18 protein-coding genes and 1 pseudogene are annotated in these 25,853 nt (G+C 64.9%); 9 read left to right on the top strand and 10 right to left on the bottom strand.

Annotated features, from left to right (window positions below; translation table 11 throughout):
* Window positions 1-187: 187 nt before the first annotated feature.
* The 6 genes from ACVJ19_RS07295 to ACVJ19_RS07270 all read left to right on the top strand — a co-directional run bounded on the left by ACVJ19_RS07295 (window position 188) and on the right by ACVJ19_RS07270 (window position 5,975).
* The gene (locus ACVJ19_RS07295) at window positions 188-1,573 is read left to right on the top strand and encodes a M20 family metallopeptidase (protein ID WP_453949580.1); all 1,386 of its coding nucleotides are present in this window, start codon (window positions 188-190) and stop codon (window positions 1,571-1,573) included.
* Between the two features lie 99 nt (window positions 1,574-1,672).
* Window positions 1,673-2,584 carry an amino acid ABC transporter substrate-binding protein gene (locus ACVJ19_RS07290; protein ID WP_211406200.1) on the top strand — a complete coding sequence of 304 codons (912 nt, stop codon included), beginning with the start codon at window positions 1,673-1,675 and terminating at the stop codon, window positions 2,582-2,584.
* A 172-nt stretch (window positions 2,585-2,756) separates the two neighbouring features.
* Complete coding sequence (locus ACVJ19_RS07285) at window positions 2,757-3,488, top strand: amino acid ABC transporter permease (protein ID WP_453949581.1); 732 nt, start codon at window positions 2,757-2,759, stop codon at window positions 3,486-3,488.
* Window positions 3,489-3,492: 4 nt separating this feature from the next.
* Complete coding sequence (locus ACVJ19_RS07280) at window positions 3,493-4,185, top strand: amino acid ABC transporter permease (RefSeq protein ID WP_018648486.1); 693 nt, start codon at window positions 3,493-3,495, stop codon at window positions 4,183-4,185.
* Between the two features lie 12 nt (window positions 4,186-4,197).
* Complete coding sequence (locus tag ACVJ19_RS07275; protein ID WP_018648485.1) at window positions 4,198-4,929, top strand: amino acid ABC transporter ATP-binding protein; 732 nt, start codon at window positions 4,198-4,200, stop codon at window positions 4,927-4,929.
* Window positions 4,930-5,114: 185 nt separating this feature from the next.
* Window positions 5,115-5,975, top strand: coding sequence for a D-amino-acid transaminase (locus ACVJ19_RS07270; RefSeq protein ID WP_453949583.1), 861 nt, complete (start codon window positions 5,115-5,117; stop codon window positions 5,973-5,975).
* 128 nt (window positions 5,976-6,103) lie between these two features.
* On the opposite strand, the gene ACVJ19_RS07265 is transcribed toward ACVJ19_RS07270, so the two are convergent.
* The 3 genes and pseudogenes from ACVJ19_RS07265 to ACVJ19_RS07255 all read right to left on the bottom strand — a co-directional run bounded on the left by ACVJ19_RS07265 (window position 6,104) and on the right by ACVJ19_RS07255 (window position 9,500).
* Window positions 6,104-6,565, bottom strand: coding sequence for a carboxymuconolactone decarboxylase family protein (locus ACVJ19_RS07265; protein ID WP_453949584.1), 462 nt, complete (start codon window positions 6,563-6,565; stop codon window positions 6,104-6,106).
* A gap of 26 nt (window positions 6,566-6,591) precedes the next feature.
* Window positions 6,592-8,202 (bottom strand): MDR family MFS transporter, encoded by a 1,611-nt coding sequence (locus ACVJ19_RS07260; protein ID WP_453949585.1) that lies wholly within the window; start codon window positions 8,200-8,202, stop codon window positions 6,592-6,594.
* A gap of 118 nt (window positions 8,203-8,320) precedes the next feature.
* Window positions 8,321-9,500: pseudogene (locus ACVJ19_RS07255) on the bottom strand (HlyD family secretion protein).
* Window positions 9,501-9,798: 298 nt separating this feature from the next.
* Between ACVJ19_RS07255 and ACVJ19_RS07250 the strand changes: the two are divergent.
* Window positions 9,799-10,707: a LysR family transcriptional regulator gene (locus ACVJ19_RS07250; RefSeq protein ID WP_453949586.1), complete on the top strand. Its 909-nt coding sequence runs from the start codon at window positions 9,799-9,801 to the stop codon at window positions 10,705-10,707.
* 149 nt (window positions 10,708-10,856) lie between these two features.
* Here ACVJ19_RS07250 and iaaH read toward each other — a convergent pair whose 3' ends face one another.
* The gene (gene iaaH / locus ACVJ19_RS07245; protein WP_453949587.1) at window positions 10,857-12,275 is read right to left on the bottom strand and encodes an indoleacetamide hydrolase; all 1,419 of its coding nucleotides are present in this window, start codon (window positions 12,273-12,275) and stop codon (window positions 10,857-10,859) included.
* 74 nt (window positions 12,276-12,349) lie between these two features.
* Window positions 12,350-15,799, bottom strand: a complete 3,450-nt coding sequence (locus tag ACVJ19_RS07240; protein WP_453949588.1) for an indolepyruvate ferredoxin oxidoreductase family protein — start codon at window positions 15,797-15,799, stop codon at window positions 12,350-12,352.
* A 154-nt stretch (window positions 15,800-15,953) separates the two neighbouring features.
* Between ACVJ19_RS07240 and ACVJ19_RS07235 the strand changes: the two genes are divergently transcribed.
* Window positions 15,954-16,409 carry an Lrp/AsnC family transcriptional regulator gene (locus ACVJ19_RS07235; protein ID WP_453949589.1) on the top strand — a complete coding sequence of 152 codons (456 nt, stop codon included), beginning with the start codon at window positions 15,954-15,956 and terminating at the stop codon, window positions 16,407-16,409.
* A gap of 244 nt (window positions 16,410-16,653) precedes the next feature.
* Here ACVJ19_RS07235 and ACVJ19_RS07230 read toward each other — a convergent pair whose 3' ends face one another.
* The 3 genes from ACVJ19_RS07230 to ACVJ19_RS07220 are packed head-to-tail and all read right to left on the bottom strand — an operon-like array spanning window position 16,654 to window position 19,896.
* A complete protein-coding gene (locus ACVJ19_RS07230) occupies window positions 16,654-17,439 on the bottom strand; it encodes a fumarylacetoacetate hydrolase family protein (protein WP_453949590.1) in 786 nt (261 codons plus the stop codon).
* 15 nt (window positions 17,440-17,454) lie between these two features.
* On the bottom strand, window positions 17,455-18,822 hold the full coding sequence (locus tag ACVJ19_RS07225; RefSeq protein WP_453949591.1) for an LLM class flavin-dependent oxidoreductase: 1,368 nt from the start codon (window positions 18,820-18,822) through the stop codon (window positions 17,455-17,457).
* 21 nt (window positions 18,823-18,843) lie between these two features.
* Entirely contained in the window at window positions 18,844-19,896 is a 1,053-nt protein-coding gene (locus ACVJ19_RS07220) for an Ldh family oxidoreductase (protein WP_453949593.1), read from the bottom strand.
* A gap of 293 nt (window positions 19,897-20,189) precedes the next feature.
* Between ACVJ19_RS07220 and ACVJ19_RS07215 the strand changes: the two genes are divergently transcribed.
* The gene (locus ACVJ19_RS07215) at window positions 20,190-24,305 is read left to right on the top strand and encodes a bifunctional diguanylate cyclase/phosphodiesterase (protein WP_456739363.1); all 4,116 of its coding nucleotides are present in this window, start codon (window positions 20,190-20,192) and stop codon (window positions 24,303-24,305) included.
* On the opposite strand, the gene ACVJ19_RS07210 is transcribed toward ACVJ19_RS07215, so the two are convergent.
* Together ACVJ19_RS07210 and galE are read right to left on the bottom strand one after the other, a co-directional pair.
* Window positions 24,279-24,620, bottom strand: a complete 342-nt coding sequence (locus tag ACVJ19_RS07210) for a hypothetical protein (RefSeq protein ID WP_453949594.1) — start codon at window positions 24,618-24,620, stop codon at window positions 24,279-24,281. The genes ACVJ19_RS07215 and ACVJ19_RS07210 overlap by 27 nt on opposite strands.
* Before the next feature lie 228 nt (window positions 24,621-24,848).
* The gene (galE, locus tag ACVJ19_RS07205) at window positions 24,849-25,841 is read right to left on the bottom strand and encodes a UDP-glucose 4-epimerase GalE (RefSeq protein ID WP_453949596.1); all 993 of its coding nucleotides are present in this window, start codon (window positions 25,839-25,841) and stop codon (window positions 24,849-24,851) included.
* Window positions 25,842-25,853 lie beyond the last annotated feature (12 nt).

The raw sequence follows: 25,853 nt of genomic DNA, 5'->3' as shown, positions 1-25,853 counted from the left end.
GAAGTTCTTGCATATAACTTGCGCTTGGCAAGGCCAAAATCAGCAGCGCTGCTGCCCTTGGCAAGCCAATCTGAAGAGAGCAAGAACGAAATCCCAAGAGAACTACAAGAACTATCGAAGTCCCCGCCACTTTCGAAGGCCTGCCCGTGTCGGGTAAGGTTCTTCGCCTCAAAGCCTCGAAAAAGTCATGACCAGAGCCGACGCCATCGCCCGCGCCCGTGAGGATTTCGAATCCGGTGCGTTCCTCGCTGAACTCGACCGCCGCGTCGCCTACAAGACCGAGAGCCAGAATCCGTTGCGCGGTACCGAGCTGCGTGCCTATCTGGAACAGGAGATGCAGCCGGCCTTCGCCGCGCTCGATTTCACCAGCCGTATCGTCGAATCCCCGAGCGGCAAGGCACCGTTCCTGTTCGCCGAGCATCACGAGAGCGCCTCGCTGCCGACCGTGCTGGTCTACGGCCATGGCGACGTCGTCGACGGCATGGAGGGCGAGTGGCGCGAGGGGCGCGATCCCTGGCGGACGACGGTTTCGGGCACGCGCCTCTATGGCCGCGGCACCGCCGACAACAAGGGCCAGCACAGCATCAACATGGCGGCGCTACGTGCGGTGCGCGACGCCCGCGGCGGCAAGCTCGGTTTCAACGCCAAGTTCATCGTCGAGATGGGCGAGGAGATCGGCTCGCCCGATCTCGGCAAGGTCTGCGATCTCAATCGCGATGTGCTGAAGGCCGATTTGTTCATGGCCTCCGACGGTCCGCGCTTGTCCGCCGACCGTCCGACGCTGTTCCTGGGCTGCCGCGGCGGCATCCGCATCCATCTCGACGTCAACCTGCGCGATGGCGGTCATCATTCCGGCAATTGGGGCGGCGTGCTCGCCAACCCCGCAACCATCCTGGTCAACGCGATCTCGACGCTGGTCGACGGCCACGGCCGCCTCCAGCTCGAGGCGCTGAAGCCGCCGCGGCTCACCAACCAGATCCGCAGCTATCTCGCCGACGTCGAGGTGGTGCCGACCGCGGACGAGCCGGCGCTGGCCGAGAACTGGGGCGAGGAGGGGTTGTCGGCGGCCGAACGGCTCTACGCCTGGAACACGCTCGAAGTGCTGGCGATGTCGTCGGGCAATATCGAGAAGCCGGCCAATGCCATTCCCGGCCACGCCAATGCCGTGCTGCAACTGCGTTTCGTGGTCGGCACGACGATCGACGGCCTGATCGAGGCCGTCCGCGCGCATCTGGTCGCAAAGGGTTTTCCGATGGTCGAGGTGCGGGCGGCCCAGAGCTTTGCCGCCTCACGCACCGACTTCGACAGTCCCTGGATCAAATGGGCAGCGGATTCGGTGCTGGCGACCACCGGCAAGGCGCCGGCGGTTTTGCCGAATTTCGGCGGCTCGCTGCCCAACGACGTGTTCTCCGAAATCCTGGGCCTGCCGACGATCTGGGTCCCGCACTCCTATCCCGGCTGCTCCCAGCATGCGCCCAATGAGCACATCCTGCTGCCTTTGACCGAAGAGGCCTTGACGGTGATGGCCGGGCTGTTCTGGGATCTCGGGGAATTGCCCAAGCCACTCGGCTGAGCCATTAACCTGGCCCGCAATCCAGCCGAAAGTCACATTCTAATCCGGCCTGATTTGTGCTTGCATCCGGCCGCATCATCCTGAAAGGGGAAGAAAAAAGTGAAACATTTCCGTAGCATTGGGCTCGCGCTCGCCGCGACCTTCGCCGTCAGCCAGGCCGGGGCCCAGGAGCTGACCGGCACGCTGAAGAACATCAAGGACACCGGCGCCATCACGCTGGGCTTCCGCGACTCCTCGATCCCGTTCTCCTATCTGGACGACAACCAGAAGCCGGTCGGGTTCGCGATGGACATCTGCTACAAGATCGTCGACGCCGTGAAGAAGGAGCTCAAGCTCGACAAGCTCGAGGTCAAGCTCAACCCGGTGACCTCCGCGACCCGCATCCCGCTGATGGCCAACGGCACCATCGACCTCGAATGCGGCTCGACCACCAACAATGCCGAGCGCCAGAAGCAGGTCGCCTTCACCAACACCCACTTCCTGACCGCCAGCCGCTACGTCTTCAAGAAGTCGAGCGGCATCAAGTCGATCGACGATCTCAAGGGCAAGACGGTGGTCTCGACCGCCGGCACCACCAACATCAAGCAGCTCACCGAAGCCAACGTCGCGAAGGGCCTCGGCGCCAACATCATCCCGGCCAAGGATCACGCTGAAGCCTTCCTGATGGTCGAGACCGACCGCGCGGTCGCCTTCGTCATGGACGACATCCTGCTCGCCAGCCTCGTCGCCGGCTCGAAGTCGCCGGATGACTACGCCATCTCCAAGGACGCGTTCTCCAAGCCCGAGCCCTACGGCATCATGCTGCGCAAGGACGACGCGCCGTTCAAGAAGGTGGTCGATGCGGCAACCGCTGCGGTCTATACCTCCGGCGAGGGCGAGAAGATCTACGCCAAGTGGTTCACGACCAAGATCCCGCCGAAGGGGCTGAACCTGAACACGCCGATCTCGGCCGAGCTGAAAAATGAGTTCGCCAAGCCGACGGACTCGCCGAACCCGGACGATTACAAGTAAGATGCTGTTCGCCTCTCCCCGCTTGCGGGGAGAGGCCCACCCTAGCCCTCTCCCCGCAAGCGGGGAGAGGGAAGAAATTCCAGCCACTCTGGAGGGGGTGGCCGGACATTTGCATAGGCGCCCAAGACTGACTTCAAGACAACCATGATGGGCGCGTTCGCGCGGGGGACACGTGAACTACCACTGGAACTGGGGAATTTTCTTCGAGCCGAACCCGATGGGGACCGGCACCTATCTCGACATGCTGCTGTCGGGGCTGGCGCTGACCATCAAGACGGCGCTGCTCGCCTGGATCATCGCGCTGATCTTCGGCTCGATCGTCGGCGTCATGCGCACCCTGCCGTCGCGGGGCGCCTACTGGTTCGGCTTCGGCTGGGTCGAGTTCTTCCGCAACATGCCGCTGCTGGTGCAGCTCTTCCTGTGGTTCTTCGTGCTGCCGGAATTGCTGCCGAAGGCCGCCGGCCTGTGGCTGAAGCAATTGCCGAACGCGCCGTTCTGGACGGCGGCGATCGGCGTCGGCTTCTTCATGTCGGCGCGCGTTGCCGTGCAGTTGCAGGCGGGCATCGGTTCGCTGCCGCGCGGGCAGAAGATGGCGGCGACCGCGCTCGGGCTCACTACCGTGCAGGGCTATCGCTACGTGCTGCTGCCGATGGCGTTCCGCATCATCCTGCCGCCGCTGACCTCCGAGTTCCTCAACACCATCAAGAACACGGCGGTGGCCATCACCATCGGCCTGATCGAGCTGACCGGACAGGCGCGCTCGATGCAGGAATTCTCGTTCCAGGTGTTCGAGGCCTTCACGGCCGCGACCATCCTTTATCTCCTCGTCAACGCCGTCGTCGTGACCGCGATGCGCTTCCTCGAGCGCTACGTCGCGATCCCCGGCTACATCACGGGGAAATAGCGCCATGCTCGGGAGTTTCGATTTCGACGTCATCCGCCGGTCGCTGCCCTACCTGTTCTACGAGGGCATGACCTTCACGCTGACGCTGACCGCGCTCGCCGCGCTCGGCGGCCTGATCTTCGGCACGGCGATCGCACTGATGCGGCTGTCCGGCTACAAGACCCTCGGGCGCATCGCCGGCCTCTATGTCGACTTCATGCGCTCGCTGCCGCTGGTGCTGGTCATCTTCTGGTTCTACTTCCTGGTGCCCTATATCGGGCAGTGGGTGACCGGCGCCTCGCGCCCGATCAGCGTCGGCGCGTTCGCGTCCTCGCTGATCACCTTCATCATGTTCGAGGCGGCGTATTTCTCCGAGATCATGCGCGCCGGCATCCAGTCGATCTCGCGCGGCCAGCCGGCCGCGGCGAGCGCGCTGGGACTTAGCTACGCCCAGACCATGCGCTACGTCGTGCTGCCGCAGGCGTTCCGCAACATGCTCCCCGTGCTGCTGACCCAGACCATCGTGCTGTTCCAGGACACCTCGCTGGTCTACGTGCTGTCGATCCCGGACTTCCTGGGTGCGGCCAGCAAGGTCGCGCAGCGCGACGGGCGCCTCGTCGAAATGTATCTGTTCGCCGCCGTCGTCTACTTCACCATTTCCTGTATCGCGTCTTTCGGCGTTCGCCGCCTGCAGTCGCGCATCGCCATCATTCGCTAGAGCGTGTCGGTCATGATCGAAATCAGCCACGTCAACAAATGGTACAGCCCCACGTTCCAGGTGCTGACCGACTGTACCACCAGCGTCACCAAGGGCGAGGTCGTCGTGGTCTGCGGCCCCTCGGGCTCGGGCAAGTCGACGCTGATCAAATGCGTCAACGCGCTGGAGCCGTTCCAGAGCGGCGACATCTCGGTCGACGGCACCAAGGTCAACGATCCCAAGACCAACCTGCCGAAGCTGCGCTCACGCGTCGGCATGGTGTTCCAGCATTTCGAGCTGTTCCCGCACCTCAAGATCATCGACAATCTCTGCCTCGCGCAGGAGAAGGTGCTGGGCCGGGGGCACGACAAATCGGTCACCAAGGGCATGCAGCTGCTGGAGCGCGTCGGCCTGAAGGAGCAGGCGCAGAAGTTTCCCGCGCAGCTCTCGGGCGGCCAGCAGCAGCGCGTTGCGATCGCACGCGCGCTCGCGATGGATCCGATCGTGATGCTGTTCGACGAGCCGACCTCGGCGCTCGATCCCGAGATGGTCAGCGAAGTGCTCGACGTCATGGTCGACCTCGCCCGTGAAGGCATGACCATGATGGTCGTCACCCACGAGATGGGCTTCGCCCGCAAGGTCGCCAACCGCGTCATCTTCATGGACCGCGGCGAGATCGTCGAGGACGCCCCGAAGGACGATTTCTTCGGCAAGCCCCGCAGCGACCGCGCGCAGAAGTTCTTGTCGAAGATTTTGTCGCATTAACCGGTCGTCATCCCGGGGCGCGCGTAGCGCGAGCCCGGGATCCATCAGGCGGCGTACGCGGGGCGAAATGGATTCCGGGCTCGTCGCTGCGCGCCGCCCCGGAATGACAGGTTGAGGGTTTCGTGGCCCCAACAAATCCCGTATACGAGCAGGAAAATCCCCCTTTCCCTCCCAGGAGACCTGCCTTGGACCCGCTCGCCTATGTCAACGGCTCATTCGTCCCGCTCTCGGACGCCAAGATCTCGGTCCTCGACCGCGGCTTCCTGTTCGCCGATGGCATCTACGAGGTCTCGGCGGTGCTGGACGGCAAGCTGGTCGACAACGCCTCGCACCTGGCGCGGCTGGAGCGGTCGGTCGGCGAGATCAAGTTGAAGCTGCCGGAGACGGTCGAGCGCATTACCGAGCTGCAGAAGGAGCTGATTGCGCGCAACAAGCTCGAGAGTGGCCTCGTCTACCTCCAGGTCACGCGCGGCGCCGACAAGGGCCGCGACTTTCCGTTCCCCAAGGGGGACGTCAAGTCGAGCCTGGTGATGTTCACCTCCGAGAAGGACATCATCAACGCCCCCGTGGCAAAGACCGGCATCAACGTGATCACGGTGCCCGACATCCGCTGGGAGCGCCGTGACATCAAGAGCGTCGCGCTGCTGGCGCAGGTGCTGGCGAAGCAGGCCGCGGCCGAAGCCGGCGCCGGCGAGGCCTGGATGCTGCAGGATGGCTATGTCACCGAAGGCGGCTCGTCCACGGCGTTCATCCTGACCAAGGACGACGTCATTGTCACCCGCCAGAACTCCAACGCCATCCTGCCGGGCTGCACCCGCAAGGCCGTGATCGCGCTTGCCGAGGAGCGTCAGCTCCGCGTCGAGGAGCGTTCCTTCACCGTCGCGGAGGCGCTTGCCGCCAAGGAGGCGTTCATTACCTCGGCCTCGTCGTTCGTGCAGCCGGTGGTCGCGCTTGACGGCAAGGCCATCGGCGACGGCAAGCCCGGCCCGATGGCGACCCGGCTGCGCGAGATCTACGTGGAGTTCGCCAAGGCCACGGCGGTTTAAGCGGCACACGCCGCTATCGTAGGGTGGGCAAAGGCGCACTTGCGCCGTGCCCACCATCTTTCCATCTCTCGATAGAAGGTGGGCACGCTTCGCTTTGCCCACCCTACAAGACCGTCGTTGTGGCTGCCTCACGCCACCGACGCCTTCACCTTCACCGGATGCACGGCGCGGAACGCGATCGCGATCCGGTTCCAGGCATTGATGGCTCCGATCAGCATGGTCAGGTTCACCGTGTCCGCGTCGGAGAATTGCGCGCGAACCTGTTCGTAGATGTCGTCCGGCGCGCGCGTCTCGGAGATCAGCGTCACCGCTTCCGTCCAGGCCAGCGCGGCGCGCTCGCGGTCGGAATAGAGCGGGGATTCGCGCCAGGCATTGAGCAGGTAGATGCGCTGCTCGGTCTCGCCGCGCTTGCGGGCATCCTCGGTGTGCATGTTGATGCAGAAGGCGCAGCCGTTGATCTGCGATGCCCGGATCTTGACCAGCTCGATCAGTGATTTCTCCAGGCCTGTCGATTGGATCTGCTCTTCCAGTGCCATCAGCGCTTTGATCGTATCGGGCGCGGCCTGGTAGTAGTTCATGCGGGGCTTCATGGTCGTTCTCCTTTTCCTTGGTGGGATCAGTGGGCTCCGCCGGCCGAGACCTGGCCGGGCTTCTTCAGAAAGAATACGGCGATGAGAGCGACGATCAGTGCCATGCCGAGCAGATAGAAGGTGTCGCTGAAGGCGAAGATATAGGCCTGCTTCTGCACGATACGGCCGATCGCAACATAGGCGCGATGCGACGCGTCCGCACGGTCGAGGATGCCGTGATTGACGAAATATTGCGTGAGCTGTTCGAGCCGCGTGCGGGTGGCCTGCTCGAACACCGAGACCGACTGCATCAGCACGTTGGAGTGATATTGCTCGCGCTTGGTCAGCACGGTCTGGAGCAGCGCGATGCCGACGGCGCCGCCGAGATTGCGCATCATGTTGAACAGGCCGGAGGCCGAGCCGGCATTCTCCGCTTCGATGCCAGCGGTCGCCACCGCCGACAACGGAGCCATCACCAGCGCCTGGCCGATGGCGCGAACCACGTTGGGCCACAACAGCTGGTCCGCGGCGTAGTCGCTGGTCATATAGATGTTCATGAAGTTCGAGGCAGCGAACAGCACGAAGCCGATGCCGATGATGATCCGCGCGTCGAAGCGCTGCATCAGGCGCGGCACCAGCGGGATCAGCACCAGCTGCGGCAACCCGGTCCAGGCCAGCACCATGCCGATCTGCTCGGCATTGTAGCCCTGGATGCGCGACAGATATTGCGGCAGGATGAACACCGAGCCGTATAGCGCGATGCCGAGCAGGAAGTTCGCGAGCATGCCGAAGCCGAAATTGCGGCGCACCAGCAGGCGCAAATTGAGCAGCGGCTTCTTCACCGTGAGCTCGATGACCAGGAAGGCGGTCAACGCCACCGCGGCGATGATCGACAGCTTGACGATGAAGGGCGAGCCGAACCAGTCGTCCTTGTTGCCTTCCTCCAGCACGGTCTGCAGCGCCGAGAGTCCGATTGCCATGGTGATGATGCCGGCCCAGTCTCCCTCGCGTAGCAGCGCCAGCTTCATGGGCTTTGCCTCGAGTGCGTACCAGAGCATGCCGACCATGACCGCGCCGGGCACGAGGTTGACGTAAAAGATGTACTGCCAGCCGAAATTTTCGGTGAGATAGCCGCCGATGGTCGGGCCGATCGCCGGTGCGAACGTTGCCGACAGCGCGAACAGCGCAAGTCCGACCGGCTGTTTTGCGCGCGGCAAGAGCGTGATGATCAGCGTGAAGGCCATCGGGATCAGCACGCCGCCGGTAAAACCTTGCACGGCGCGCAGCACGATCATCTGCGGCAGGTCCTGCGCCAGCGCGCAGGCTGCGGAGAGAAGCAGGAACAGGACCGCATTGGTGAGCAGGTAGATGCGGATCGAGAACACCTGCGCCAGCCAGCCTGACAGCGGGATCACCACGATTTCTGCGATCAGATAGGAGGTCGAGATCCAGCCGCCGTCGTCGATGCCGGCTCCGATCGCGCCCTGGATGTCGGCGAGCGAGGCGTTGACGATCTGGATGTTCAGCACCGCCATGAAGGCGCCGAGCGTCGCGCCGATCACCGCGATCCAGGTTTTGGCCGGGACCGCCGGCGTTGCGGCAGGCGAGGGGATGCTGGCGATCGATGCGGCGTTGACGGTCGGTTGGAGCGTGCTCATGGAAGCCTCGTCTCGGATACGGAGACAGGATGCATTAGACGGACGAAGTCGATAATCGAGGAAGTTCTGGAAGGATCATCCGGCAGGATTTGACAATTCCGCCGGAGCCTTCCCGGCCTCAGCCGCCCTTCGGGCGGGGCGTGTTGTCGGCAAGGCGCTTGGCCGTCTCGCGCTCGGCCAGCACGGTCGCCTTGGTGTCGACGGTCGGCACCGCGGACATGCCGGGCCGCAACAGGCCGGTGAGGCTGTGGTCATCGAGCACGATCTTCACCGGCACGCGCTGCACGATCTTCGTGAAGTTGCCTGTGGCGTTGTCAGGCGGCAGCAGCGCGAATTCGAGCCCGCTGGCCGGCGACAGGCTGTCGACATGGCCGCGCAGGGTCTGGTTACGAAAGCTGTCGACGTGCAGCTCGACCGGCTGGCCGGGGCGGACATGCGTCAGTTGCGTCTCCTTGAAGTTCAACGACATAGACCGCATCGAGCGGCACCACCGCCATCAATTGTGTGCCGGCCTGCACGAACTGGCCGACGCGCAGGCTGCGGGCGCCGACCGTGCCGTCCACCGGCGCGGTGATCTCGGTATAGGACAGGTTCAGTGCCGCCTGCTGCGCGACCGCGCGGGCGCGCTCGAGCTGCGCGGTGGCCTGGGCGCGCTGGGTGGTGAGCACGTCGACCTTGCGCTGTGCGGCGATCAGGCCCGACTTCGCATGCTGCAATTGCGCGTTGCTGGCGCGCAGCGCCGCATCGGTCTGCTGCGCGCGCTGGATCGTGCCGGAGCCCGACTTCATGAGGTCGTCGTAGCGGGCGCGCTCCTCCTGCGCGAACTTCAGATTGGCGTCCGCAGCTGCGACGTCGGCGGTGCTCTGTTCGATGATCGGCTGTTGCAGCTCGAGCTGGGCATCGATGTTGCGCACCGAGGCTTCGCCGGCGGCGACGTCGGCGCGAGCCTGGTCGAGCGCCGCCTTGAAGTCGCGGTCGTCGATCCTGGCAAGGAGCTGGCCCGCTCTGACCTTCTCGTTGTCGCCGACCAGCACTTTTGCGATGTAGCCGGAGACCTTTGGCGCGATGATCGTGGAGTCCGCCTTCACATAGGCGTCGTCGGTCGTCTCGAGGTAGCGGCCGTAGGTCCAGTAGTCGTGTCCGTAGTAGACCATGGTTGCGGTGCCTGCGAGGAGGGCGAGCACCAGGGCCGCGCGCCGGACCATGTTCCGGGCCGCGAGGACTGGCGGCGCCTTGGCGTAATCGCGAGCGATTTCAGTTGCTTGCTGGAAGGTCTCGGTGCGGGGCATCTCGGACATTGCGGTCTCCTGTCGGCTCGCTGAGACTGTCGGTCTTGCCGGCCCGGGTGATAATTGGCAAAATTCTAAAAGGATTATCCATTCGTGGTGGATAATCGGAGCCGTCGCCTTGGTTCGCATATCTACCGGGCCAGGGCCGCGACTGCCCCAGAGCGATTGCCGCCTCTGTCGCGCGATTGCTGCTGAGGCGTGCGTCCACTTGCAGGAGAAGCTGCAAGCGGGACGAGCTACGTGTGCGAACCGATGATCCGGGGTGATTTCCCGCGATTATCGATCAAGAGCGAATAATCAGGCAGCCATGGATCGATTGACCAGCCTCGAAGTGTTCAGCCGGGTGGTCGAGACCGGCGGCTTCTCCGCAGCAGCCCGCAAGCTCAACATGTCGACCACCATGGTGAGCAATCACGTGCAGGCATTGGAAGACCGGCTCGGGGTGAGGCTGCTCCACCGCACCACGCGCAAGGTCAACCTGACCGAGATCGGCAAGGCCTATTACGACCGCTGCGTCCAGATCCTCGCCGACCTCGAACAGGCCGACGACATCGCGGGCGCGCTGCAATCGACGCCGCGCGGCACGCTGCGTATCCATACCGCTACTCACATGGTGCCGTTCGTCGCGCCCGTGATGGCGGAATTCCTCGCGACCTATCCGGAGGTCAAGGTCGATCTGCGCATGGGCGAGACCAGTGTCGACCTGATCGAGGAGGGCTTCGATCTCGCGCTGCGCATGATCGCGCCGCCGGATTCGAGCCTGATCGTGCGGAGCCTTGCGACCTGGCGGCACGTGCTGTGCTGCTCGCATGCCTATATCGAGGCCCATGGACGCGTGCAGAAGCTCGAGGAGCTCGCCGAACACAATTGCGTGCGTCACGTGAACTATCCCTTCGACGAGTGGCGCTTCTTCGATCGCAAGGGCGCGCCCGCCTCGGTGCGAGTGTCAGGCAATCTGATCACCAACAGCGGCGAAGCCCTACGCGAAGCGGCGTTGCAGGGCGCGGGCATCAGCCTCGCGGCCGGATTCCTGGTGGGGGACGATCTCGACGCCGGCCGGCTGGTGCGCCTCCTGCCCGAATACCGTCCGGTGGAGATGTCGATGAATGCGGTCTATCCGCACCGCCATCATCTGTCGGCGAAGGTCAGGACCTTCATCGACCTGCTCGTGCAGCGCAGCGCCGAGCAGCAGAAGCTGATCAACCCGTATTCGTGAGCGGCGGCGGCAGAGCCGTAGGGTGGGCAAAGGCGCGTTAGCGCCGTGCCCACCATCTTTCCACGATATCGATAGAAGCGGTGGGCACGCTTCCGCCTTCGCTCTGCGAGCTACGGCGGACAAGTCGCTTTGCCCACCCTACGATTCCGTCAGCGCGGCGGCGGCAATCTTCCAAACACGTCGTCGAGCGCCATTCCGATCGCAAGCAGCCGGCGATCGCTGCCCGCGGGGCCATCCAGCTCAAGCCCGATCGGCAACTGACTCGTGGCCCCGAGCGCGATCGGAATCTGGATCCCGGGAATGCCGGCATTGCTGCCGGGATCGGTGTTCTGGATGAACAAGCCGAAATTCTCTAGCGTGCTGGACTCCGGATTGGAGAGGATCGCAACACGCGGCGTGGTCGGGAAGGCGATCGCCTCGACCCGGTTGTCGGCAAAAGTCTTGCTGTAAAGCGCCTGCAGCGCAGGGCGGGCGGTCTTGATCGCGGCGTCGTAGATCGGCTTGGCGTCGACCAGCGTGTTGTCCGGGCCCGGCAGCTTGCGGGGTATCACCAGGCCATCATAGGTGCCCTTCACGTCGGCGCTGGAAATCTCCTCCGCCAGAGCCTCGACGCTGAGGCCGGTGCCGGTGTGCTTGAGATAGGCGACCAGATCGTCATACGCCTCGTACAGCGCGACGGGAAAGCTGACCTGGCTGTTGAGCTCCGCGAGCTGCGGCATCTCGATCTCGACGACCGTGACGCCCTGCGCCTTCACTTTCGCGACGGCCGCCCGGAACGCGGCGTCGGTGTCGGAGTCGAGATTTGTCAGCATCGTCTTCACGATGCCGATCCGCACCTGCTTCAGATCAGCCGGCTGAACCGCATCGCCACCCGATATGACGCGATCGAGCAGTGCGACATCCGCCATGGTCGCAGCCATCGGGCCTGCAGTATCGCGGGTGTGCGAGATCGGCGCGATACCTGCCTGCGGATAGCGGCCGACGGTCGGGCGCAGCGAGGCGCATCCGTTCAGCGCGCCGGGCACGCGGACCGATCCGCCGGTGTCGGTGCCGAGCCCGCCCGCGACGATCCGCGCGCCGATCGCCGCGCCCGTGCCTGACGAGGAGCCGCCGGCGATCAGGGCGCGGTCATAGGCGTTGCGCACGCCGAACTCGGTGCCGGTCTTGAAGGCGGTGTTGTAGCCGGAGATGCCGAAGGCGAGCTCGTGCATGCTGGTCTTGCCGATGATGACCGCTCCCGCATCGCGCAGCTTTGCCACAACAGGCGCGTCGGCCTTTGGAATGTAATTCTTCAGCGCCAGCGTGCCGGCACTGCAGGGCAGGCCCGCCACCTCGATATTGTCCTTGATCACGATGGGCACACCGCCGAGCGGTTTTGTCTTGTCGCCGGTCGCGTCGAACGCCGCGGCGGCTTTCAAGGCACCGGCTTCGTCCAGGGTGACGAAGGCATTGAGCTCGGCGTTCGCCTTGGCGCGGGCCAGGGCTTCCCGGGTGAGCGCGGTGCTCGTGATTGTCCCGGCGCTGAGGCCGGCGGCGGCCTCGGTCAGTGTCAGCTGGTCGAAATTCATGATGCGTCACCCGGTTGCAGGGCTCCCTATGGGAGGTCCTTCAATGCAGAGGCTGAAGCCTCACGAGCGCCGCGTCAACCGTAGGCGCGCATCCCGGCCGGTGATGGTGTGTCGAGTTCAGCGAGCCGCCGTTCGACCTCGGCCTTCACCTTCACGATCGCGGCGTCCTTCACCGGCCCATAACCGCGGATATCCATCGGCGCCTTTGCGATTGCGATGAAACTCGGCAAATTCGTCGTGTCGAGCCCGCCGAGCATCCGTTCGATCAGCCCTTCATACCAGGCGATCAACTCCCGCTCGGCGCGCCGTTCCGCGGTGTAGCCGAACGGATCGAACGGCGTCCCGCGCAACCCCTTCAACCGCGCCAGCATGGCGAGCGGCATCTGGATCCACTGGCCGAAGGCGCGCTTGCGTGGGCGGCCGCGGGCGTCACGCCTCGAGGTCAGGAACGGCGGGGCAAGATGATATTTGACGCTGAAGCCGTCCTCGAACTCGCGCCTCAACTCGTCGAGGAAGCCGCTTTGCATGTGCAGGCGCGCCACCTCGTATTCGTCCTTATAGGCCATCAGCTTGAACAGCGCGCGCGCGACGGCCTCGGTCAGCGCCTCGCTGTTCAGGGTAGCTTCGGCATTGCGGACTCTTGCGACGATGGACCGGTAGCGCGCCGCATAGGCCGCATTCTGATAGGCCGTGAGGAATTCGGCGCGCCGGCAAATGAGCTGGTCGAGCGTCTCGGCCTTGGGCGCATCGTCGGCCTTCGGCAGAAAGTCCGGATCGGCAGCGGCGATCCGGCCCCAGGCAAAGGCCTGCTTGTTGCGTTCGACCGCAACGCCATTGAGCTCGATTGCGCGGAGCAGCGCCTGCAGCGAGACGGGGATCAGGCCGTGCTGCCAGGCAAAGCCCAGCATGATGATGTTGGCGTAGACGGCATCGCCGAGCAGCCGCTCGGCCAGCGCGTTGGCATTGATGGTGTCGAGATTGCCGTCGCCGATGACCTGGCGGATCGCGCGCAGGCGGGCAGGCGAGGCGAGATCGGCGTCGCGGAAGCGGACGACGTCGCCGGTCGGCATCTCTGCGGTGTTGACGGCGGCGCGCGTGCCGCGGCGATAGGTGCCGGACGCCTTCGGCGAGGAGCTGACGACGAGGTCGCAGCCGATCAGCGCATCGGCCGCGCCTTGGTCGATGCGGACCTGATGCAGCGCTTCGGGTGAGGCGGCGAGGCGGATATAGCTCAGCACCGGGCCGAATTTCTGCGCGAAGCCGGTGAAGTCGAGCACCGAGACGCCAAAGCGTTCGAGATGAGCGGCCATGCCGATCAGCGCGCCGACCGTGATCACGCCGGTGCCGCCGACGCCGGTCACCAGCAGGTCATACGGCTGGTCAAGTGTGACGGGGGCGGGCAATGGAAGCGTTGCGGCGCGGCCGGCCGCGTCGATCTGGCTGGCGCTCTTCTTCCGGCGTGTCGCGCCTTCGACCGTCACAAAACTCGGGCAGAAGCCGTTGAGGCAGGAAAAATCCTTGTTGCAGGCCGACAAATTGATCTGCCGCTTGCGGCCGAACGGCGTCTCCTTCGGCTCGACGCTCAGGCAGTTGGATTCCACCGAGCAGTCGCCGCAGCCTTCGCAGACGAGATCGTTGATGTAGGCAAAGCGCTTGGGATCGGCCATCTCGCCGCGCTTGCGGCGCCGCCGCTTCTCGGTGGCGCAGGTCTGCTGGTAGATCAGGACGGAGACCCCGGGGATGTCGCGCAGCTCGCGCTGCACGGCGTCCATCTCCTCGCGGGGATGGATGGTCACGCCGATCGGCAGGTCTCCCGGGCTGAAATGCGCGGGATCGTCCGACACGAGTGCGATGCGCTCCACGCCCTCGGCGCGGACGCTGTGCGCGATAGCATGCACGCTGATCGGGCCGTCGACCGGCTGGCCGCCGGTCATCGCCACCGCGTCGTTGAACAGGATCTTGTAGGTGATGTTGGCCTTGGCGGCGATCGCCTGCCGGATCGCCATCGAGCCCGAGTGATAATAGGTGCCTTCGCCGAGATTCTGGAACACGTGCTTGTGGCCGGTGAATCGTGACGAGGCCGCCCAGTTCACGCCCTCGCCGCCCATCTGGATCAGCGAGGAGGTCTCCCGGTCCATCCAGCTCGCCATGAAATGGCAGCCGATGCCGGCGAGTGCTTTCGATCCCTCGGGCACCTTCGTCGAGGTGTTGTGCGGGCATCCCGAGCAGAAATAGGGCGTACGCGTTGCGCCTGAAACGTTGATCGTGCGCGCAGCCTCCGGCATCAAGGCGGCTGCGCGGGCGGCGAGATTGAGGCCCGGAAACATCGGGTCGAGCCGCCGCGCCAGAACGGACGCAAGCGCGCGCGGCGATAACTCGCCGATCCAGGAGATCAGCCTTGCGCCGGTTTCGTCATGCTTGCCGACCATGCGCTCCGGCTTGCTGCCGGGATAGTCGTAAAAATATTCCTTGAACTGGCTCTCGATGATGCCGCGCTTCTCCTCGACCACGAGGATCTCGCGCTTGCCTTTCACGAAATCCATGGCGTCGTGCAGCGCCAGCGGCCAGACCATGCCGACCTTGTAGACGTCGATGCCGATGCTGCGGCAGGCGGCTTCATCGAGGCCCATGAGCCGCAGCGCCTCCATCAGATCGAGATGCGCCTTGCCTGTGGTGACGATGCCGTAGGTCGCGCCCGGGATGTCGTAGATGTGGCGATCGATCGGGTTGGCCTTTGCGAAGGCATAGACCGCGTGTTTCTTCGCCTCCAGCCGCTCCTCGATCTGTGGACCCGGCAGGTCGGGCCAGCGATAGTGCAGGCCGCCCGGCGGCGGCGTGAAGTCGGGCGTGCGGAAGAGGCGCGGTGGGCGCAGCGCGACGGATGCGCCTGATTCCACGATCTCCGAGATCGCCTTGAAGCCGACCCACATGCCGGAGAAGCGGCTCAGCGCGTAGCCATACTCGCCGAACGCCAGATATTCGCCGACATCGGACGGATGCAGCGTCGGCATGAACCAGCTCATGAAGGCGACGTCGGACTGGTGCGGCATCGAGGAGGAGACGCAGCCATGATCGTCGCCGGCGACCACCAGCACGCCGCCATGCGGCGAGGAGCCGTAGGCGTTGCCGTGCTTGAGCGCATCGCCGGAACGGTCGACGCCGGGGCCCTTGCCGTACCAGAGCCCGAACACGCCATCGACCTCGCGGTCTCCCTGCGTCTCGACCTGCTGCGAGCCCAGCACCGCCGTGGCCGCGAGGTCCTCGTTCACTGCGGGGAGGAATTCGATGCGATCTCGCTTGAGGTGTTCCTGAATGCGCCATAGCTCGAGATCGACACCGCCGAGCGGCGAGCCGCGATAGCCGGAGATGAAACCCGCGGTGTTGAGGCCGCTTGCCCGGTCGCGCCTCGCCTGGTCGAGCGCGATGCGGACGATGGCCTGCGTGCCCGTGAGGAAGACGCGGCCCTGCTCGCGGTCGTAGCGGTCGGAGAGATCGTAAGTGTCGAGTGAGGGAATGGCGTCCATGGCGGACCTCGCGCGGCATCCTGCCCAAGTGATGGAAGGTTATGCCCGGGAGGCTGGTAGGTCTTACCTATTTATCCCGCGTGGATCACGAATTCGGTAGAGTTTTGCACAATGCGATCAAATTTGGTAGATATTCCCGTCTTGAGAGGCCTCCATGATCGAAGAACAGGACACGCGAATTCTCGCCCATCTTCAGAAGGATGGTCGCGCCACCAATCAGCAGCTCGCCGACGAGGTCGGCATGTCCACCTCGGCCTGCTGGCGCCGGGTGCGGGCGCTGGAGGAGAGCGGCGTCATCCAGGGCTATGCGGCGCTGGTCGCGCGCGAGCAGGCGGGATTTACGATGTCCGCCATCCTCCACGTCTCGCTGGAACGGCACGATGCGAAGTTCGTGGATGAGTTCGTTGCGCGGGTGACCAAGCGCCGCGAGGTGCTGGAATGTTTCGCGACCACGGGCGATGCCGACTATCATTTGCGCGTCGTCGTGCAGGACATGGCGGCCTATAACCGCTTCCTCGACGAATTCATGTTCCGCATTCCCGGCATCCGCTACGTCCGCAGCAACGTGGTGCTGAAGGAGATCAAGACCGGCGTGGCGCTGCCGTTCTAAGACACGGGAAGTCCCGTAGGGTGGGCAAAGCGAAGCGTGCCCACCATCGCTAGCGAAAGCGTGGAGAGATGGTGGGCACGGCGCAAGAGCGCCTTTGCCCACCCTACGGCACCGTTGATCTGGCGGCAGGCGCACTCTCTCCCCTCACCCTGAGGGGCCGCGCAGCGGCCGTCTCGAAGGGCGAGGCCGAGAGCCGGGCCTTCATCCTTCGAGACGCGCGAAGACGCGCTCCTCAGGATGAGGATCACCGCTGCTCCCGCACGAACCTGTTGCGCAACGTCCCGACCCCCGTGATGTCGATCTCCACGACATCGCCGTGCTTGATGTCGGGGGAGGCGCCGTCGGTACCCATCCAGATCACGTCGCCCGGCCACAGCGTAAAGTACTTGGTCAGCTCGACCAGGAACGGCACCACGCCGAAGATCATGTCGTTGGTGTAGAAGCGGTTGGTCTCCTTGCCGTTGACCCGGACCACGGTCTCCATCCTGGCAAGATTGGCCTCGGTCTCGATCCACGGGCCCATCGGCTTGAACGTGTCGGCGTTCTTCGAGCGCCACAGGCTGCGGTCGGCCTTCTGCCAGCTGCGTTCGCTGACGTCGTTGCCGATGGTGTAACCGAACACGCAGTCCATCGCGTTCTCTTTGGTGAGGTGCTTCACCTTCTTGCCGATGACGACGACGAGCTCGCCTTCATAGTGGATCTTGTCCGTCGCCAAGGACGGGATCACGACCTCCTCCTCATGCGCGATCAGCGCATTCTGCGCGCGATAGCCGATCTCGGGACGGTCCGGCACAGCAGGCACCTCGCCGCGCTTGTCGGCGGCTTCCTTCAGGTGCTTCAGATAGTTCAGGCCGACGCAATAGAAGGTGCGCGGGATCAGCGGCAGCTCGATCTTGACCTCGGCAAGCGGATGCGTGCGCGAGCTGCGCTGCCATTCGCCGAAGGGATCGCCGTCGACCGCGATGACCTGATCGCCCTCGACGATCCCCCAGGAGGTCTTGTCCGAGGTGGTGAATTTCAGCCAACGCATCGTGTGTCCTTTTTGCTATTCCGCGGCATCGCGCGGCTGTACTTTCCAGGCGCCGGCAGCCGGCCGCTTCAGCCCGAGATTTTCCCGCAGCGTCTTGCCGCGATAGTCCTTATGGAACAGCCCGCGGCGTTGCAGCTCCGGCACGACGTGCTGCACGAAATCGGCGTAGGAGCCGGGCACATAGGTCGCGGCGATGACAAAGCCATCGCAGCCGCGCTCGACGAACATTTCCTCGAACTTGTCCGCGATCTCCTTGGGTCCTCCAACCATGGCGTCATGCACCTGGCCGCGGCCGGAGAAGGTGACGAAGTCGCGCGCGCTCGGATTGCTCTTGCCCGAATTCTTCAGCACGCCGTCGCGGATGCCCAGGATGCCCTGCATGCTCTTGAGCTCTTCCGTCGTCAGGGGCACGTCGAGATCCTTGGAGGCGAAATCGTAATTGAGCGCTTCGGCGAGCAGCGACAGCGCGTCGATCTGCAGCGGCAGCTTGTTGATCAGCGCCATCTTGTCCTCGGCCTCCGCCTTGGTTGCGGCGCAGACCGGCGTCGTCAGATTGCAGAGAAACATCTGGTCGGGATCGCGGCCGGCTTTGGCGGCTTGGTTGCGCACGGCCGCATAGCCTTCCTTGGCGGCGGCGAGGTTGCGCGCGGCGGTGAAGATCACTTCGCCCCAGCGGCCGGCAAAGCGCTGGCCGCGGCCGGAGGCGCCGGCCTGGATGATGACAGGATGGCCCTGTTGCGAGCGCGGCACGGTGAACGGGCCGCGCGATTTGAAGGCCGGCCCCTTGTGATCGAGCCGCTTTACCTTGGTGGGATCGGCAAAGCGGCCGCTTGTCTTGTCCATGATGATCGCGCCGTCCTCCCACGTGTCCCAATGGCCGAGCACGACCTCCATGAACTCGTCGGCCTTGTCGTAGCGGGAATCATGTTCGGGATGCGAATCGCGCCCCATGTTGAGCGCCTCGCCGTCGTTCAGAGAGGTGACGACGTTCCATCCCGCGCGCCCGCCCGACATCAGATCGAGCGTCGCGAAACGGCGGGCGACGTCGAAGGGCTCGTAGTAGGTGGTCGAGCAGGTTGCGCCGAGGCCGAGCCTCTCGGTGACCATGCCCATCGTGGTCAGCACGATCAGCGGATCCATCTTCACGCAGCGGATGCCGTATTCGACGGTGTGGGCGTGGTCGTTGCCGTAGCGGTCGGGCATCGCAAGGCGATCGTCGAAGAACGCCATGTGGAATTTGCCGGCTTCGAGGATCCTGGCGATCTCCTGATAGTAGTCCGCCGACATCGAATCGTCGCGCGAGTCCGGATGCCGCCACGAGCTCGGCAAATTGGTGCAGTTCTGTGCCTGGAGGAAGCCGACCAGTACCATCTGCCTCGTCATGCTGCTGTTCTCCGAATTGCGTCAGGCGAGGCCAAGGACGGTGTCGAGCCGGTAGTCGCGCGCCAGCGTGCGCAGCTTGTCCCAGGTCGCATCCTCGATCTCGATGCCGTCGCGCAGGCGCTGCTGCTCGCGCAGGCCCTCGATCTCGCCGGGATAGTAGACGCCCTTGCTGCCCTCGGACGGTGGCGTCGATTTCAGGTAATGCGCGAATTCGGCGACCTCGCGCTTGAACTCCTGCAGCGGGCGGAACGCCGCGACGTTGAACACCGCCATGAAGCAGCCGTCATTGTGCCGCCCCGTCGGCTCGACGCCAAAACCGAGACCGGTGAGCAGGCCGCAGAGAACCTCGACCATGGCGGCGAGGCCGCTGCCCTTGTAGCCCTCGGTGCCGCCGAGCGGCAGCAGCGCGCCGCCCTTGCGATATTGCGTGGGATCGGTGGTGTGCCGTCCCTCGGCATCGATGATCCAGCCGGTGGGAATTTCCTCGCCACGCGCGACCGCGAGCTGGATCTTGCCGGCGGCAACGGCGGAGGTCGCCATGTCCAGATAGAACGGTGCCTCGAGGTCGGACGGCACCGCGATCGAGATCGGGTTGGTGCCGAGCCGCGCCTCCTTGCCGCCGAACGGGGCCACGTGTTTCGGCGAGCGGCCGGAATCTGCCGTCGCGATTCCGATCATGCCTTCGCGCATCGCCATCAAGGGATAGGCGGCGAGGCGGCCGACATGGCTCTGCCGGAATACGGTGCAGGCAGCGACGTTCGCCGTCTTCGCCTTCTCGATCGTCAGCGCCATCGCTTTGGCGTTGACGTGGAAGCCGAAGCCCCAATGGCCGTCGATCACGGTCGTGGTCGGGGATTCCTGGACGATGGTCCATTTCGCGCCGGGAACGATGTGGCCGGCCTTGATGCGGTCGATATAGGTGGGAATGGCGATCACGCCGTGGGAGTCGTGGCCGGCGAGATTGGCGTTGACGCAGCCGGTCGCGACGGCGTCGGCCTCTTCCTCGGAAGCCCCGGCCGCCTGGAGCAGCGCGGCGCTGATGCGCGTGAGGCGGTCGGCCTTGACGAGCGGCATGGCGTTTCCCCGACTGGTGCCCTTATCGGGCTGCTTGTTGGGGCCATCGTCTCAAAGCAGGGCAGCGATATCAATCTCCCGTAAACCAATACAGGGCTGCAAATTCGTAAACGGAACACGCCTTTGGTCGAAGATCCGCCCCGAACGGCGGTATTTTCGAGAGTTTAGCGCTGCTCGTTCGCAGCTCGTTCACTTTGATCGATGGTTTGCGCGGCGGAATAACGACCACTTAGGCGATCGCCGTTCATAAAGGCACCGGGAGAAATAGGCAGAAATGCCCGGGAGCTGAGATCGTGCCGACGACACTCGCGCGCACCTTTGCGGCGCTGAGCGCCATCAATGAAGCGATCCTCTACGCGAGATCGCCGGACGAGCTGTACCAGAAGGTCTGCGACGCCGGATTTTCGAGCGGGGACTTTTTGGCCGTGGCCGTGTTCCTGGTGGGCCCCGATGGTCGGCGGCTGTGCTTTGTGGCCGGCTGCGGCGACGATATCTCGCGGCTGCGCGCGATCGAGATCACAACGGACGCCGGCACACCGGAAGGATCGGGCGTCGGCGGCGAGGCATTTCGCGATCAGAAGCTGTGCATCAGCAACGACTATCTGAACGATCCGCGCTCGCTGGCGTGGCGTGAGGGAGCCGCCAAGGCGCATATCGGTGCGGCCGCGGCGTTGCCGCTGCTCTGCAACGGCAAGAGCGTCGGCGTGTTGTACGTGACGCGGAGCGAGGCCAACTCGCTGAACGAGCAGATGGTGTCGCTGTTCGAGCGCATGTCGGCGAACATCTCCTACGCGCTGGACAATTTTGCGCGCGAGACCGCGCGGCAGACCAGCGAACGGGCGACACGGCGGCTCAACCGCATGTTCGGCGCCATCAGCGCCACCAACGAAGCGATCCTGCGCGCCAAGACCGAGCAGGAGCTGTACCAGCTCGTCTGCGACGCCTCCGTGCACAGCGGTAAGTCGCTGGCGACCATCGTGCTGCTCCGCGAGCCGGATTCGCACTGGATGAAGCCGGTCGCGGCCACCGGGCAGAACCTCGAGCTCGTCACCCAGGCGCGCTATTCGGTTGATCCGGACAATCCCTATGGCAAGGGCATCTCCGGCGAGGTGTTCCGGACGCAGAAAGCCATCATCGAGGACGATCTCGCCAGCCGCACCAAGGGCTCGCCGTGGGAGCAGGCCAACGTCAACACCGGCGTCGCCGCCTGCGTGGTCGCACCGCTGATCAAGCGTGGCGAAAGCGTCGGCGTGCTCCTGTTCTTCATCAGCCGCTCCTGGGCCAAGGACGAGGAGATCGTCGCGCTGTTGCTGCGCATGGCGGAGAACGTCTCGTTCGCGATCGAGAATTTCGGCCGCGAGGCCGAGAAGGCCAGGATCGCGGCGGAAGAAGAGCGCCTGGCGCGCATGTATGCGGCGCTCAGCGCCACCAACGAGGCGATCCTGCGCGCGCGGTCGCGGTCCGAGCTGTTCGACCTCGTCTGCGAGGCGACGGCCAAGGGCGCCAAGTTCACCTCGGCCAGCATCGCGCTGGTCGACCAGCGGGCCGAACTGCTGCGCGTGGTCGCCAGCTACGGACCGAATGCCGACCAGGTTCGCAACTTCAAGTTCTCGACCTCGGAGCAGGTGGCGGAAGGACGCGGGCTGACCGGCACCGCGTTCCGAACGCGCCAGCCCTCCGTCAGCAACGACGTGCTCGCCGACGACCGCATCGCGCCCTGGCAGGACAGCGCCCGCCGCAACGGGATCGCGTCATCCGCGGCGCTGCCGCTCTTCAACGGCGACCGGGTCGAGGGCGTATTCCTGTTCAACTCCCCTGAGTGTGGCGCCTTCACGCCCGAACTCGTCGAGCTGCTGCGCAAGCTGCAGGCCAACGTCTCTTTTGCGCTGGAGAATTTCGACCGCGCCGAGGCGAAGGCCAAGGCCGAAATGCAGCGCAATCGCCTCAGGGGCATGCTCGAGGCGCTGAGTGCGACCAACGAGGCGATCATGCGGGTGAAGACCCGCGCCGAATTGTTCGAGGTGGTCTGCGAGGCGGCGGTGCTCGGTGGCACCTTCTCCTCCGCAACCATCGCCATGGTGGATGCGACGGGGCACCATCTCGACATTGCCATGACCAAGGGCGAGAGCTGCGGCCTGATCAAGGAATGGCGCTTCTCGACCTCGGCCGATGACCCGGAGGGTCGCGGGCTCACCGGCACCTCCTTCCGTACGCGCGCGCCTTGCATCGCCAACGAGATTCTCACCGACATCCGCACCGCGCACTGGCACCAGATCGCGCGCGCGCAAGGCACGAAATCGGGCGCCTGCTTCCCGTTGCTCAGCAACGGCGGCGAGGCTGTCGGCGTGTTGCTGTTCCTGTCGCCGGACGAGGGCGCGTTCACGCAGGATCTCATTCAGCTGCTGGGGCGGCTTGCCGAGAACGTCTCGTTCGCGCTCGACAATTTCGATCGCGCCGAGGAAAAGGCCCGCACCGAGGCGCAGAAGGAGCGTCTGACGCGCATGTTCGCGGCGCTGAGCGCCACCAACGAGGCGATCATGCGGGCCAAGTCGCGGGCCGAGCTGTTCGACCTCGTCTGCCTCGCCGCGTCGAACGGGGCGAAATTCACCTCGACGACGATCGCGCTGGCAAAGGAAGGCAGCGATCAGCTCGAGATCGTGGCGGCGGCCGGACCGTCCGCGAACACCACGCGCAACATCCGTCTTTCCGTCGACCCCGAGCGTCCCGAAGGGCGCGGCATGAGCGGTACGGCGTTCCGGACGCGCCAGCCCTGCATCAGCAACGACTACCTCAACGACGATCGCGTCCGTGTCTTCCATGCCATCGTGCGCGGCGACGGCGCGCGGTCGGGCGCAGCGTTTCCGCTCATCGCGCACGATCGCGCCGTCGGCGTCATGATCTACATGTCGACCGAGCCCGGAACCTTCACGGAAGAGTTCGTCGAGCTGCTGCAGCGCCTGGCCGACAACGTCTCCTTCGCGATGGAGAATTTCGATCGGGCCGACGAGAAGAACCAGGCGGACGAGCGGATCGAGTATCTCGCCTCGCACGACAGCCTGACCGACCTGCCGAACCGCGAGACCTTCAACGGGCTGCTGCGCGCGGCGATCGACACCGCGCAGCGCCACGACCATCGTTTTGCGGTGCTGTTCATCGATCTCGACCGCTTCAAGGTCATCAACGATTCGCTGGGTCACGAGGCCGGCGACCTGCTGCTGCTCGAAGTGGCGAACCGGCTGCGCGGCGCGCTGCGGGCCAGCGACGTCGTGGCGCGGCTCGGCGGCGACGAGTTCGTGGTCATCCTCGACCAGTGCGGCGAGATCGACGACGTCCAGCGCATCGCGACCGGGCTGCTCGCGGCGCTCGCCGAGCCCATGGAGCTCGCCGGTCACGAGTGCCACACCACGGCCTCGATCGGCATCGCGATGTATCCGGCCAACGGCTCCGACGCGCAGACGCTGACCAAGAACGCCGACATGGCGATGTATCTCGCCAAGGAAGACGGCAAGAACGGCTACCGCTTCTTCTCCAAGGAGGTGAAGACCCAGTCCATCGAGCGGCTGTCGCTGGAAAGCGCGCTGCGCCGGGCGCTGGAGCGCGAGCAGTTCTCGCTGAACTACCAGCCCAAGGTGGACATGGAGACCGGCCAGATCACCGGCGTTGAAGCGCTGCTGCGCTGGACCCATCCCGATCTCGGCAACGTCTCGCCCGCACAGTTCATTCCGCTTGCGGAGGAAACCGGGCTGATCGTGCCGATCGGCCGCTGGGTGCTGAACGAGGCCTGCGCGCAGGCCATGGCCTGGCAGCGCCGCGGCCTGCTGCCGCTGTCGATGGCGGTCAACCTGTCGCCGCGGCAGTTCGCCGACGAGCATCTGTTGCAGGATGTGGACGAAGCGCTGGCGGCCTCCGGCATGTCGCCGGTGCTGCTCCAGCTCGAGGTCACCGAAAGCATGATGATGCGCAATGTCGGACGCGCGCTCAAGGTGCTCGACGCCATCCAGAGTCGCGGCATCCGCCTTGCGATCGACGATTTCGGCACCGGCTATTCGTCGATGTCGCTGATGAAGCACTTCCCGATCGACACCATCAAGATCGACCGCTCCTTCGTGCGCGACCTGCCGCAGGATTCGGAGGATCAGGCGATCGCGCAGGCGATCATCAGCATGGGCAAGGCGCTCGGCATGACGGTGGTCGCCGAAGGCGTCGAGAACGCCGAGCAGGAGGCGTTCCTGCGCAGCCACGGCTGCGACGAGATGCAGGGCTTCCTGATCTCGAAGCCGCTGCCGGCGAAGCAGATGGCCGGGCTGCTGCGGCCGATGGTCCTGCCTGTCGCGCCACCGCTTCAGCCCGAACCGGATCCGGTTGCCACTGCGGCTGCGGCGCTACGGCTGAAACGCGCTGTCGTCTGACGGCTGCGGGTGCAGCTCGCGGACGTCGTGATCCGCGCCCTCGGCGATGCTCGGAAAATCCTGGGGCCCCGTCAGCGATGTCTGCTCGACGAACAGCGCCAGAATCGTGCGAGCACCGTCGGCGAAGCTCGCGCCCTCGTGCAAGCCGAGCTCGGCGCACCATGTGCTGCTCATCGGCTCCTGGTCGTCGACCACCGCCATGGCGGGTCCCCACCACCAAGCAGGCGCAGGCGAGCGCTCGTCCTCGGGCACGACATGCCAGCGGACGAACTCATCCATCACGCGCTCGAACTCCAGGCGTGCAGCCTGATGCATTGGATCGATACTCCCGGAACCCGCGCCTGATGACAGGCCGTCACGCAGATTCGATTGTGGTCCTGACGCTCGGAAAAATCGGCTCGCGCAACAGGCGGAGCCATGCATCCCGACCTCATCGTCGGTGATGCCAAAAATGCGGCCGTCGGCGATACGCCAACGGCGGCAGCGAGCCTCCATTCTAGCCGTTTGGAGGCACGGCAGGCAAGGTACGGATGTTACGGTTGCTTAACGCGACTTGAGCGGATGGGCCTTCTGGTGCCACGCCCAGGCGGTGCGGATCACCGTCGGCAGGTCGGAGTGACGCGGCACGAAGTTCAGGACCTTGCGCGCGGCAGAGGGATCGGCGACGAGGTAAGTGGGGTCGCCGGCGCGGCGCGGCTTGACCGTGTGCGGCACCTCGCGCCCGGTCTCCTGCCTGATGGCGTCGAGGATCTGGCGCACCGAGAAGCCCGAGCCGGTGCCGAGGTTGAAGCTGCCGCCGGCATGTCCCGTTTCGAGGAGCTTCAGTGCCGCGACATGCGCGGCGGCGAGATCGGTGACATGGATATAGTCGCGGATCGCGGTGCCGTCGGGCGTGTCGTAATCGTCGCCGAACACGGCGAAGTCGACATGGCCCTGCAGCGCCATCATGGCGCGCGGAATGAGATGGGTCTCGTTGTCGCGCAACTCGCCGATGCCGCCAGCGGGATCGGCACCGCTGGCGTTGAAATAGCGCAGGCAGAAGGCACCGAAGCCGTAGGCTGCGCGATAATCGGCGAGCATGCGCTCGATCATCCATTTCGATGCGCCGTAGGGGTTGATCGGCGCGCAGGGGAAGTCTTCCGGCAGCTCCTTGGAATCGGCATTGCCGTAGACGGCGCCGGTCGAGGAGAACACGATGCGATGGCAGCCGGCGTTGCGCATCGCCTGCAACAGCGACAACGTGCCCTGAACGTTGTTGATGTAGTATTTCTGCGGGTCCGTCATGGATTCGCCGACGAGGCTGGCGGCCGCGAAATGCATCACCGCGGTGACCTTGTGCTCGGCAAAGGCGCGCGCGAGTGCTGCGCCATCGAGCAGATCGCCCGTCACAAGGGGGCCGGCGACGAAACTGCGGTGACCTGTCGAGAGATTGTCATAAACGACGGGCTGATAGCCGGCGGCGGTCAGTGCGCGGCAGGCATGCGAGCCAATATAGCCTGCGCCTCCTGTGACGAGGACAGTCGGTCGATCGGTCATGTCGTATGTTAC

It is taken from the genome of Bradyrhizobium sp. USDA 376, from assembly GCF_054063675.1.
This window is presented reverse-complemented; position numbering and strand designations above follow the sequence as displayed.